The sequence below is a fragment of the Cellulomonas palmilytica genome (assembly GCF_021590045.1).
GTDB lineage: Bacteria > Actinomycetota > Actinomycetes > Actinomycetales > Cellulomonadaceae > Cellulomonas > Cellulomonas palmilytica.
This window is the reverse complement of sequence record NZ_CP062221.1, coordinates 671,877-683,619: the sequence shown is the minus strand read 5'-3', so window position 1 is coordinate 683,619 and position 11,743 is coordinate 671,877. Positions and strand designations below refer to the sequence as shown.

Below are 11,743 nucleotides of genomic sequence, written 5' to 3'. Positions count from 1 at the left end.
CATCCGGCGCGCAGCGCTTGCTGCGCGCGACGGGCCTATAGCTCAGACGGTTAGAGCGCTTCCCTGATAAGGAAGAGGTCACAGGTTCAAGTCCTGTTAGGCCCACTCCCGACCACGTGGGGGACCCGATGAAGAAGCTCCTGCTCCTGGTGGCCCTGGCCGCCGTCGGATACGTCGTGTACCAGAAGGTCGCGCAGGACCGCGACGAGCGGGACCTGTGGTCGGAGGTCACCGACACCTTCGAGTGATCGACCCCTCGGCCCCTGGCCGAGCCGGGGGCCATGGCGCAATTGGTAGCGCACCTGCTTTGCAAGCAGGGGGTTAGGGGTTCGAGTCCCCTTGGCTCCACCCAGTGTGATGACGCGGGGCATCGTTCATCGATGTCCCGCGTCATCGTTCATCGTGGGGAGCCCGGCCATCGGCCGGGCTCTCGTTCGTTGTTGCGCCAGTAGGTGCCTCATCCATCCGGCAGCCTGAGCCTGCTCCACCAACATGGTCCCAGCCCCGCCGCCAACGTTCGTGTGCAGTGGGGTGGTCGGCGTGACGACGATGTGGCCCCGGACCGGTGGCGGTCCGGGGCCACTCGCTCCTCACGGGCGCGTCAGTCGGCCCATTCCACGATGGTCCAGGGCTCGGGGCTGTCCGCGGTGGAGGGCAACGCGCCGGTGCCGGTGGCCCAGACGACCGTCGAGTCGGTCGTGCGCAGCGTGTTCGTGGTGAGGTCGTAGCGGACGTTCACGCGCCCGCCTCCGTCTCGCAGCGTGGCGCGCCAGCCGACGTGGGTCGCGTCCGCGACGAACGGGGTGGCCGCCTCGACGCCGGGCGCCCTCAGGCGGGTGACCCGCGGCTCGTCGAACCACACGAGGTAGAGGTCGGCGCCGTCGCCGACGGCGACGAAGTGATCGCCGACCGCCAGGTCCGAGACGGGCGTGACGCTCAGCGGCCGCAGCTCCCCGTCGTCGAGGAGCGCCGTCACGAGGGCTCCATGTTCGTGTCGACCATGCTGACCCTGACCGCCCCTCCCCCGCCGTACCCTCCGGCGACCGCGCACGTTCGTGCGCGAGTGCGCACGCAGAAGGTGTGCGCTGGAACCCGAACGTGCGCAGTCGGCGCCGGGGTGACGACGAGGCCCCCGACCGGACGTGGTCGGGGGCCTCGTGCATGCGGGCAGTGCGTCAGTCCGTCCACTCCACGAGCGTCCACGGGTCCGGGTAGTCGCTCGTGTCGATGACACCCGCGTGCGTCGCCCACGCGGACGCGGCATCGGTGCTGCGCAGCACGTCGCCGCCGACGTCGTAGTGCAGCAGCAGCTCGTCGTCTCCCTCGAGCATGCGCACCGTCCACCCCACATGGCCCGCATCGGCGACGACGCGGCCGCCGCCCTCGACGCCGGGTATCGAGATCCGGCCCAGCGTGGGCTCGTCGAGGCCGAGGACGTACAGGTCGCTCTCGTGGCCGAAGGCGACGAAGCCGTCGCCCACGGCCACCAGCTCGCCGCCGTTCGCGACGAGCGGGCGCAGCCGGCCGTCCTTCAGCAGTCCCGTCACGAGACCGCCCGACCCGGGATCGGTCATGTGCACCACGAGGTGGCCGAACCCGCCGGCGACGAGCGTGGCGCCGACGGCCTCGAGGCGGACCTCGCCGGTGCCGTCGAGCGCCCGGGAGACGACGACCGTGTCGGACTCGTCGACGTGGTCGCCGGGCGTCAGGTCGGGCCGGACCGTCGACCAGTAGACGCGGCCGTCGAGGATCACGACCGTCGAGTCGGGCACCGTCTCGTCGAGCGCGGGGTCGAGGAAGTCCTCGTTGCGTGCGACGAGGTGCAGGTCGCTGCCGTCCTCGCGGGCCGCGAACACCCGCCACCGGCCGATCCACCAGTCGTGACCGGTGCTCTCGAGCCAGGCGACCCAGCCGTCCGCGACGGTGAGCGGACCGACCATGCGGACCTCGTCCTCGTCCACGATCGTCGTGGTGCTGGTCCAGGGCCGGAACGTCGACCCGTCCCACGTGCCCACGTCGCTCCCCGGGTAGGGGTTGTCCTCGTCGCTGTCCTGGTACCGCGACGCGACGTACACGCCCTCGGTGGACGTCGCGGCGATGTTGCTCGGGCGGTCGGGGAACCCCGGCACCTGGGTGCGGAAGTCGTCGGCCCCGGCTGCGACAGGTCCGGACGCGGCGAGCTCGACGGCGTCGAGGACGGACCCGTCGGGGCCGAACACCTGGAACGCGGTCCCCGCGTCAGCGAGCACCGACGCCGGGTCGGCCGTCGGGACGCTGCGGGCGCCGGGATCCGGACTGGTGGTCGGGGCGGGTGCCTGCGTGGTCGGTGAGGGGGTCGGGGTGGCCGTCGCGGTCTCGTGCGGCGTGGTGGTCTGGGCGGGGTTCGGCTTCGGGTGGTCGGCGCCCGCGAGGGCGTACGCGCCGACGGCGACGAGCCCGACGGCGGCCGCGGACGAGACCGAGGTCGTGGCGGTCCGCACGACGCGGCGTCGGCGCGTGCGGCGGCGCACGTCGATCAGCAGGTCCTCGAGGCTCAGCACCCGGGTCAGGGCGTCCTCGTCGGCGTCGAGCGCCTCGTTCACCAGAGCGTCCAGCTCACGCATCGCGCACCTCCTTCATCCGCACGACGACGTGCTCGTCGTCGCCGGCCGTGGTCCCCAGCAGCGCGTTGAGCGCCGCGAGCCCGTCGGCCGTGTACCTCTTGACCGCTCCCTCGCTGAGGCCCAGGGCCTCGGCGGTCGAGCGCAGGGACAGGTCCTCCACGTGGCGCAGGACCACGCAGGCGCGCTCGCGCGCCGGGAGGGTGGCGAGCGCGTCGACGAGCTCGCGGGCGACGCCCGTCGGCTCGAGCTCGACGGGCCGCACCGGCCGCGAGCCGACGGTGCGCAGCGCGCGCCGCTCGGAGTCGCGGCGCCGGACGGTGTCGATGTACCGAGACGTGACCGCTCGTCGTACATACGCCTCTGCCTCGGCCACCGTCGCGAAGCGCGCACGTCCCGAGAACGTCGCGACGAGCGCGTCCTGCAGCACGTCCTGCGCGTCCGCGCGGTTGCCGGTCAGCAGCGTCGCGTGCGCGAGCAGCCGTGGGTAGCGCTCACGCACCACCCTGTCGAGCATCTGTTCCCATGCCACTGCGTCTGTCCCCCTTGGTCGGGCCGACCTGTCGCCAACAGAACGGGGCCGAGCGGGATTCGGTTGGGCGGCCGCGGTCGGGCGGCCGAGCGCAGGCGTGCGGGAGCGTCAGTCGCCGGCGCGGCGGGCGCGCTCGGTGATCTCGGCGAGCACGCGGTCGGTGTAGACCGGGGCGGGCTCGGGGTGCTCGGGGCCGTGCTCGAGCGTGGTCCACTGCCAGTACGGCGTGACGGACGCGCGGCGGCCCTCGGTGAGCAGGCGCAGGTCGAGGAGCATCGCGTAGCGGTAGCCGAACCGTCGCTGCAGCGCGAGGGCGGTCTCGATGCCGGGGCCCTCGCGCTCGTCGGTGGCGGAGTCCACGGCGACGTGGACGAGCAGGAGGTTGTGCTCGGGGCCGAGCAGGCCGCGGTGGTGGACGATCAGGTTGGGGACGTGCCCGTCGTACCGGACGGACTGCTCGAGGACCATGCCGGAGCGGTCGTACTCGGCGTCGACGTCCCAGGTCCGGTCGACGGTCTGGCGCACGTACCAGCCGAGGTGGAACGCGATGGTGCGCTCGCTCGGTCGGCTGGTCCCGGTGGTCGGGGTGAACAGGGTCCACTCCTCGACGAGCGTGTTCGTCAGCGCGATGCGCACACGGGACTGCAGGTCGGCCAGGATCATGGGGGGACGCTACAGGCGCCCGGAGTCGACGGGCAGGGCCCAAGGGCTCCCGCCGCCGGCTCCGGACGCCGGTGCGTCGGACGGGGCGGACGGCTCAGAGCAGGGCGCGGCGGCGGCGGCCGGAGACGGCGCTGACGAACAGGACCGCGAGGCCGATCTGGAGGGCGAGCTCGATCCAGTCGACGCCGGGGGTCTCCTTCACGCCGATGAGCGAGGCGAGGAACGTCCCGACGAGCGCGGCGACGATCCCGACGAGGATGGTGCCGAGCACGCCGATGCGCTGGCGGCCGCGGGCGAACAGCCGGCCGAGCACGCCGATGATCGCGCCGATGATGATCGCGCTGATGATCCCGGTGATGGTCATGTCGAACTCCTTGACAGTGAGGGGTTCTGGCAGGTATGGGACCTTACGGGCGATCTGGGCACCCCGCACGGCGAGAGGTCGGTCGAAAGGGTTCGGTGCGTGTCGGTGCCGCGGGTTACCGTGACCGACTGTGACCGCACTCCCCTCGTCCCCCGCGTCGTCGTCCGGCCCGGCTCCCACGGGCTCGTCGACGGGCTCGTCGACCACCGGCAGCAGCGTCGCGCCGGTCATCTCCGCGCGCGGGCTGACCAAGCGGTTCGGTGACTTCACGGCCGTCGACGGCATCGACTTCGAGGTCCCGCCGGGCGAGTCGTTCGGGCTGCTGGGGCCCAACGGCGCGGGCAAGTCGACGACGATGCGGATGATCGGCGCGGTCTCGCAGCGCACGTCGGGGGACCTGCGTGTCGTGGGCCTCGATCCGGACACGCACGGGCCCGAGATCCGCTCGCAGCTCGGCGTGGTGCCGCAGGAGGACAACCTCGACACCGAGCTGAGGGTGCGGGACAACCTCATCGTGTAGGGCCGGTACTTCGGCATCCCGCGCGCGGTGTGCGCGCGCCGGGCCGACGAGCTGCTGGAGTTCGCGCAGCTCGAGGACAAGGCCAAGGCGCGCGTCGACGACCTGTCGGGGGGCATGAAGCGGCGTCTGACGATCGCGCGGGCCCTGATCAACGAGCCGCGCATCCTCATGCTCGACGAGCCGACGACGGGCCTCGACCCGCAGGCGCGGCACGTGCTGTGGGACCGGCTGTTCCGCCTCAAGGAGCGCGGCACGACGCTCGTGCTGACGACGCACTACATGGACGAGGCCGAGCAGCTGTGCGACCGGCTGATCGTGGTCGACCACGGCCGGATCATGGCCGAGGGCTCCCCCGCGGCGCTGATCCGGGAGTACTCGACGCGCGAGGTGGTGGAGCTGCGGTTCGGCTCCGACCGCAACGCGTCGGCGGCCGAGCAGCTCGCTCACCTGGTCGAACGCCATGAAGTACTTCCGGACCGTGTGCTGTTGTACACGAACGACGGCGAGGCGCTGCTCGAGCGCGTCGCGCACCTCGGGCTGCACCCGACGACGAGCCTCGTGCGGCGCTCGTCGCTCGAGGACGTGTTCCTGCGGCTGACCGGCCGCAGCCTGGTCGAGTGATGAGCGCGACGACGACGAGCGCCGACGCGGGCGCGCACGAGATGGTCGCCGCTGCGCACGCCGGTGCGATCCGGCCGCGCCGGTTCGGCGCGTGGTACATCGCGGAGCACCAGCTCAAGCAGATGCGGTCCTACGGCTGGACCGTGGTGATGACGGGCATCGGCAGCCCGCTGCTCTACATGCTCGGCATCGGGCTCGGCCTGGCCGCGTTCCTCGAGGTCCCCGTGGCGAGCGGACCGGACGGGCCGGTCGACTACCTGTGGTTCGTCGCTCCCGCGCTGCTCGCGACCGCCGCGGTCTCGGTGACCACCGAGGAGTTCACGTACACCGTCATGGGCGGCTTCCGGTGGCGGCGGATCTTCTGGGGGATGAACGCGTCGCCGGCGTCGCCGCAGCAGATCTGCACGGGCCTGGTCATCGCGGTGACGCTGCGCATGGTGTTCGTCTGCGTGGCGTACTACGGCCTGATCGTGGCGTTCGGCGCGGTGGGGGACCCGCTCACGGGCGCGCTCATGGCGCCGGTCGGCGTGCTCGCCGGCCTCGCGTTCGGCCTGCCGCTGCTCGCGTTCTCGGCGAGCCTCAAGGAGGACAAGGGCCAGTTCGCGATGGTCCAGCGGTTCGTCTTCACGCCGTTGTTCCTGTTCAGCGGCACGTTCTACCCGATCGACACGCTGCCCGTCGGGCTGCAGTGGATCGGGTGGGTCTCGCCCATCTGGCACGCGAGCGAGCTGGGCCGCCTCGCGTCGTACGGCCCCGGGCCGGACGCGTGGCCGTGGGCCGCGCACGTCGCGGTGCTCGCGGTCCTGGCGGTCGTCGGCTGGTTCGTCGCCCGGCGCGTGTTCACGGGGAGGCTGCGCGGATGAGCACGGCATCGACCACGGCGTCGGACCAGGTGACCGTCCCTGCCGACGAGCGGCGCGCCGGCAGCGTGCGCGCGCTGTACTCGGGCAACGTGCGCGCCGTCGTCGAGCGGGCGCTGGCGGCCACGCGCGCGAGCAACTGGACCGTCGTCGTGTCCGGGTTCTTCGAGCCGGTGTTCTACCTGCTCGCGATGGGCTGGGGCCTCGGCACGTTCATCGGCGACGTCACGCTCGGCACGGGGGAGCAGGTGCCGTACGCGGCGTACATCGCCCCCGCCCTGCTCGCGGTGTCCGCGATGAACGGCGCGATCTACGACTCGACGTGGAACGTCTTCTTCAAGATGCACTTCGGCAAGTTGTACGACGCGATGCTCGCGACGTCGATCGGCCCGCTGGACGTCGCGCTGGGGGAGATCGTCTACGCGCTGCTGCGCGGTGGCGTGTACGCGGTCGGGTTCATGACCGTCATGCAGGTGCTGGGCCTCAACCTGTCGTGGACCGCGGCGCTCGCGATCCCCGCGGTGCTGCTCATCGCGTTCGGCTTCGCGTCGCTGGGCATGGCCGTCACGAGCTACATGAAGACGTTCCAGCAGATGGACTGGATCAACTTCGTCCTGCTGCCGATGTTCCTGTTCTCGGCGACGTTCTACCCGCTGTCCGTGTACGCCGAGCCGATCCAGTGGGTCATCAAGGCGTTCCCGCTGTGGCACGCGGTCGAGCTCGTGCGCGGGCTCACCACGGGCGCCCTGCACGTCGGGATGCTCGCGCACGTCGGCTACTTCGCCGCGATGATCGCGATCGGCGTCGCGTTCACCACCAGCCGGCTGCGCGCGCTGTTCCTGTCCTGACGCCGGGGCGCGCGGTCGGGTATCGCGGCCAGGACGCGATCAGGACGCACGGCCAGGACGCACGGTCAGGACGCGCGGTCAGGACGCGCGGCCCAGGAAGTACATCGCCACGACGCCGAGCACCACGGCGACCACCAGCGGGACGGAGCTGAGCCACACCCAGCGCCGCTGCGGGGTGCCGCGCTCGGCGAGCGAGATCGGGTCGTCGGGGATGCGTGCGCCGCGGACGATGCCGAGCGTCGTCGCGCCGAGGAACAGGACGGCGCCGACGACGAGCGCCACCTCGGCCCGGAGCGTGAACGCCTCCGCGGTCAGCAGCAGCGTCGGGAGCACGGCGAGCAGCACGGCGACGACCATCGCGATCGCGAGCACCGTGACCAGGAACCGCCGCGCGCGCGAGCGCACCACGGCGCGCAGCACCCGCTCGCCGTGCCGCAGGAGCAGCGCGGTCGCCCCCGTGGCGAGCAGCGCGGAGCACAGCATCCCCCACGTCACGGCCGCGTCCTCGCCGCGGCCCAACGCGGACGCGCCGCCGAACAGCACGATCACGCCGACGATCTGCGCGGCGCTCTGCAGGACGTCGACACCCCGGGCGTCCTGCCCGTCGTCGGGCTCGACCGGCAGCGCGAGCGAGCGCGCGTACGCGACGGGGTCGCCGAACGCGGTCGCGGCGGCCACACCCGTCGCGACGACGTGCACCTCGACGTCCGACAGGACGCGCGCGATGTCGGTGCCGTCGACTCCGAGCACCCGCAGCTCGAGCAGCACGTCCTGCGCCCACTGCGGCTCGACGTGCGGTGCGAGCGCCTGCTCGACCGCGAACCGGCGACCACCACGCGCGTGGTCGGTCCTCGTCACACCCCCACCCCCTCGCTGCCACGACCGTCCCGGGACGGTCACGACCCCAGCCTGGCCGAACCCGCCCTCAGCGGGAAGAGCGCAGCGCCGGGGCGTCCACGGGGACCGGCACCGCGCTCGTTGGGACCGGCACCGCGCTCGTCGGGACCGGCGCGTCGTCGCCGGGCACGGGGGAGGGGTCGGCGGGCTCGTCGAGCCCCAGGAACGCGCGCAGCGCCGGGACGCCCTCGAGCGTCACGTCGGGGCGCAGCTCGGGGCCGCGCGCCTCCCACGTGGCGCGGTGCATGACGTACCGCAGCGACCTCGCGGCCACGCCCTCGCGCGCGACGACGGTCTCGCCGTTGGGCGCGTAGCCGAGCCGCCGGGTCACGCCGGTCGAGGGACCGTTGTCCGCGAACGCGGACGTGGTCGCGTGCTCGCCGCCGAGGCCGTCGAACAGCAGGTGCAGGATCGCGAGCCGCATGCGCGTCCCGACGCCCTGCCCGTGGTGCCGCAGCCCGAGCCACGAGCCGGTCTCGGCCTCGCGGGTCACGGCGAAGTCCTGCGCGTAGACACCCTGGATGCCGAGCACCTCGCCGCCGCGCAGGACCGCGAGCTCGAGGGACCACTTCTCGCGCGAGAACGCGCCGCGCAGGCCCCACTGGTACTGCAGGATCGACCGGCGCACCTCGTCGGGCGTGCCGCGCGTCCACGAGCGCGTGAACGGCATGGTGGCCGGGTCGTGGATCCCGTCGGCCCCGAGGTCGGCGAGGTGCACGAGCAGCTCGTCGTCCAGGTAGCGCAGCTCGAGGTCACCGCACAGCACGCGAACGCCCGCGGGGGGCCACATCTCGACGAGGTCCATCGCCCCAGCCAACCGATCCGGGCCCACCCGCGGCAAGTGCATTCCCGCGCCCACACGCGACGCACCCCCGGACGTCCGGACGCGCCGAGGGCCGGCACCCGCGGGGGATGCCGGCCCTCGCCGGTGGGTCGGTCAGGTCAGCTGCAGACCGCGCCGTTGACGGTGAACGTCGTGGGGCTGGGGTTCTGGCCGCCGTGCGTGCCCTGGAAGCCGATCTCGGTGCTCGCACCGGGAGCCAGCGTCGCGTTCCAGGAGAAGCCCTTCGCGGTGACGGTGGTCCCGGACTGCGCCCAGTCGGCGCTCCAGCCGGAGCTCAGCTTCTGCCCGGCCGTGAGGTCGAACGCGAGCGCCCACGTGAGCGCCGACGTGCCGGAGTTGGTGATCTTCACCGAGGCGGTGAAGCCCGTGTTCCAGCTGTTGGGCGTGTACGTGACGGTGCACGCACCCGGGGGTGTCGTCGTCTCCTCGAGCGTCGTGAACGTGACCGACGAGGAGGCGGCGGACGTGTTGCCGGCGACGTCGACCGCACGCACCGCGTACGTGTACGACGTCTTCGGCGTCAGGCCCGTGAGCGTGAACGTCGGCGTCGTCGGGGAGCCGACGAGCGTCGTCGTCGTGCCGGAGACCCGCAGCACCTCGTACTTCGCGACGCCCGAGCCCGCGTCGGTCGACGCGGTCCAGGACAGGGTCGCGCCCGTCGTCGTGACCGCGGACGCCGCGGGCGTGCCCGGGACGGTCGGCGCGGTCGTGTCGGCCGGTGCGGTCGTCGTCGTGAACGTGACCGACGGCGAGGCCGAGGACACGTTCCCGGCGGCGTCGCGCGCCTTGACGTTGTACGTGTACGCCGTGCCGGCGGTCAGGCCGGTGAGCGACGTCGTGGTGGTCGTCGGGGAGGCGACGAGCGTGCTCGTCGTGCCCTGGACGCGGTAGACGTCGTACCCGACGACGCCCGTGTCGTCCGTCGCGGCGGACCACGTGAGCGTGGCGCTCGTCGACGTCACGGACGAGGCGACCGGCAGGCCGGGCGCCGTCGGGGCCGTGGTGTCGTCCGGGACCTGCGTGCCGGTCGGCTCGGTGCCCCAGATGAGCTTCGTGCCGTCGTACAGCGTGATGTTCTTCGTCTTGGCCAGGCCCGTCTGGGTCAGGCCGGCGAACGACGGGTCGTCGGTCGCGTCCCAGCCGGTGGGGCCGGTGAGCCGGAACTGCAGCTCGCGCCGGTGCTGCGACTGGCCGCCGGGGTGGATGTTCTGGCCGGCGCACGACAGCTCGACGTACGCCAGGTCGCCGCCCGCGGAGACGCCCTTGCCGGACTGCGAGCCGCACTCGGAGTAGTTGGCCGTGAGCGTCACGTCGGACGCCGCGAACCCGTCGGTGCGGAACCAGTAGCGCAGCTTGCCGTTGGTCAGCGACCGGGCCGGGAACGCCGACTGGTTGCGGATCATGGCCTTGACCTCGGTGAACGTCGAGCCGGGCGCCTGGTTGAGCTGCGCCTCGACGAAGATCTCGTCGCCGTCCGGCGTCTCCGCCACGGGGAAGCTCGCCAGCGGGGTGCCGCCGTACCGGTCGACCAGGTAGGCGAGCGCGGACGTGAAGCCGGCGTTGTAGTCGGTCGCGACCTCGTTGGCCACGTAGTCCTGCCGGTCGTCCTTGTACGCGTCGTTCGCGGCGGACGGTCCGCCGACGAGCGCGCCGTACAGCACGTGGCGCGAGGCCGCGGGGGTCGTGATCGAGTCGAGCCACGAGCCGTGCGCGGTGCGGTGGTGCGGCGCGGTCGGCGGGTTGGCGCCGAAGCCCACGACGTACGACGACTTGCGGGGGTTGTCGCCCAGCGCGTAGTTGATCTGCTTGACGCCGAAGTCCTGGTAGCGGGCCTTGCGCGTCGAGTCGGTGATCCAGTCGGAGTACACGAGCGCGACGAACGAGGTGTTCGCGGCGTACCGCAGCGCACCCCACGAGTCGAGCACGGCCATGCCGCCCGGCGAGTACGCGATCTTCTGGCCCTCGGCACCGACGGTCCAGTAGTCGAGCCAGCGGTTCGCGTCGTCGACGTACTTCTGCTTGCCCGTCTCCATGGCGAGCAGCGCGTACGTCGCGAACTGCTTGTTGTCCCACGCGACGGTCCACTTGAAGGACTTCGTCGTCGACTGGTTCTCCGTGCCGAGCTTGTCGTACTCGGCCTCGGCCTTCGCGAGGTACGTCGCGTCACCCGTGGCCTTGTACAGCCAGTACGCGCCCCACACGAGCTCGTCCTGGTAGCCCGACCACGACTTGTAGTACGCCTGCGCGTCCTTGACGCAGTCGGAGTACGCGCCGCGGTAGGTGTCGGCGAACGAGTAGAGCTGCTTGGCGTGCGTGACGAGCGTGGCCGCGTACGACGGGTCGGAGTCGGCGAACACGAGCGACGACGACGCCATCGCGGCCGCGGTCTCCGCGGCGGCGTCCGAGCCGGGGCAGGACGCGGTGATCTTGTACGCCGGGCGGGCCATCGTCATGACCTCGGCCGGACCCCACCACTTGTGGTCGGCCTCGCCGCCGCCCACCTGCACGTACAGCTCGTTGGGCTTGGTGTGGGCCTTGATGAAGTAGTCGTTGACCCACTTCAGGTTGCCCTTGAGCTCGTCCAGCTGCCCGGACTTCGTGTAGCCGCCGGGGGACTCGACGGCACCCCACGCGAGCATGGTCGTCGTGAAGGCCATCGGGAACCCGAACTTCACGTGGTCGCCCGCGTCGTACCAGCCGCCCGTGAGGTCGACGCCGACGTCGGAGCCGTCCTGCAGGCCGGAGTCGCCGCGCCACGAGACGGGGTAGTTCGCCGGCAGGTCGCCGGACGCCTGGGCCTGGTAGAAGAACATCGACTTCTGCAGCGCCTCGGCGTAGTTGAAGTCGGGAGCGGCGCTCGCGGACGTCGCCAGGGGGACGACGAGCGCGCTGGCCGCGACGGCGAGGCTCACGCCGGCGGCGAGGCGGGTGCGCCCGCGGGTCCGTCGGCCGGCTGTGGCTCTGCTGGATGGGTGGGGGGACTGGGTTCGCGGA

11 protein-coding genes, 2 tRNA genes and 1 pseudogene are annotated in these 11,743 nt (G+C 72.1%); 6 read left to right on the top strand and 8 right to left on the bottom strand.

Features of this window, described 5'->3' with window-relative positions; translation table 11 throughout:
- Window positions 1-31: 31 nt before the first annotated feature.
- The 3 genes from F1D97_RS03335 to F1D97_RS03325 all read left to right on the top strand — a co-directional run bounded on the left by F1D97_RS03335 (window position 32) and on the right by F1D97_RS03325 (window position 348).
- Window positions 32-105, top strand: a tRNA-Ile gene (locus F1D97_RS03335).
- 23 nt (window positions 106-128) lie between these two features.
- Window positions 129-248, top strand: coding sequence for a DLW-39 family protein (locus tag F1D97_RS03330; protein ID WP_214347075.1), 120 nt, complete (start codon window positions 129-131; stop codon window positions 246-248).
- A gap of 27 nt (window positions 249-275) precedes the next feature.
- A tRNA-Ala gene (locus tag F1D97_RS03325) sits at window positions 276-348 on the top strand.
- A 253-nt stretch (window positions 349-601) separates the two neighbouring features.
- On the opposite strand, the gene F1D97_RS03320 is transcribed toward F1D97_RS03325, so the two are convergent.
- The 5 genes from F1D97_RS03320 to F1D97_RS03300 all read right to left on the bottom strand — a co-directional run bounded on the left by F1D97_RS03320 (window position 602) and on the right by F1D97_RS03300 (window position 4,159).
- Window positions 602-976 carry a hypothetical protein gene (locus F1D97_RS03320; RefSeq protein ID WP_236122310.1) on the bottom strand — a complete coding sequence of 125 codons (375 nt, stop codon included), beginning with the start codon at window positions 974-976 and terminating at the stop codon, window positions 602-604.
- A gap of 199 nt (window positions 977-1,175) precedes the next feature.
- Complete coding sequence (locus F1D97_RS03315) at window positions 1,176-2,603, bottom strand: hypothetical protein (protein ID WP_236122309.1); 1,428 nt, start codon at window positions 2,601-2,603, stop codon at window positions 1,176-1,178.
- Window positions 2,596-3,117, bottom strand: a complete 522-nt coding sequence (locus tag F1D97_RS03310; RefSeq protein WP_236122308.1) for a sigma-70 family RNA polymerase sigma factor — start codon at window positions 3,115-3,117, stop codon at window positions 2,596-2,598. Before F1D97_RS03310 ends, F1D97_RS03315 begins: the two co-directional genes overlap by 8 nt.
- 123 nt (window positions 3,118-3,240) lie before the next feature.
- The gene (locus F1D97_RS03305) at window positions 3,241-3,795 is read right to left on the bottom strand and encodes a hypothetical protein (RefSeq protein WP_236122307.1); all 555 of its coding nucleotides are present in this window, start codon (window positions 3,793-3,795) and stop codon (window positions 3,241-3,243) included.
- Window positions 3,796-3,889: 94 nt separating this feature from the next.
- Window positions 3,890-4,159, bottom strand: coding sequence for a GlsB/YeaQ/YmgE family stress response membrane protein (locus tag F1D97_RS03300; RefSeq protein WP_236122306.1), 270 nt, complete (start codon window positions 4,157-4,159; stop codon window positions 3,890-3,892).
- A gap of 229 nt (window positions 4,160-4,388) precedes the next feature.
- Here F1D97_RS03300 and F1D97_RS03295 point away from each other — a divergent pair.
- From F1D97_RS03295 to F1D97_RS03285, 3 genes and pseudogenes are all read left to right on the top strand, one after another.
- Window positions 4,389-5,300, top strand: a pseudogene (locus tag F1D97_RS03295) (ABC transporter ATP-binding protein).
- Complete coding sequence (locus F1D97_RS03290; RefSeq protein ID WP_236122305.1) at window positions 5,300-6,163, top strand: ABC transporter permease; 864 nt, start codon at window positions 5,300-5,302, stop codon at window positions 6,161-6,163. Before F1D97_RS03295 ends, F1D97_RS03290 begins: the two are co-directional and overlap by 1 nt.
- A complete protein-coding gene (locus F1D97_RS03285; protein WP_236122304.1) occupies window positions 6,160-7,008 on the top strand; it encodes an ABC transporter permease in 849 nt (282 codons plus the stop codon). The genes F1D97_RS03290 and F1D97_RS03285 overlap by 4 nt, the downstream gene beginning before the upstream one ends.
- Before the next feature lie 78 nt (window positions 7,009-7,086).
- Here the strand turns inward: F1D97_RS03285 and F1D97_RS03280 are convergent, their stop codons facing one another.
- The 3 genes from F1D97_RS03280 to F1D97_RS03270 form a co-directional block, all read right to left on the bottom strand.
- A complete protein-coding gene (locus F1D97_RS03280) occupies window positions 7,087-7,866 on the bottom strand; it encodes a hypothetical protein (RefSeq protein ID WP_236122303.1) in 780 nt (259 codons plus the stop codon).
- 67 nt (window positions 7,867-7,933) lie between these two features.
- Window positions 7,934-8,710: a GNAT family N-acetyltransferase gene (locus tag F1D97_RS03275; RefSeq protein ID WP_236122302.1), complete on the bottom strand. Its 777-nt coding sequence runs from the start codon at window positions 8,708-8,710 to the stop codon at window positions 7,934-7,936.
- A gap of 137 nt (window positions 8,711-8,847) precedes the next feature.
- Window positions 8,848-11,661, bottom strand: coding sequence for a glycoside hydrolase family 9 protein (locus F1D97_RS03270; protein ID WP_317618939.1), 2,814 nt, complete (start codon window positions 11,659-11,661; stop codon window positions 8,848-8,850).
- Window positions 11,662-11,743: the final 82 nt, after the last annotated feature.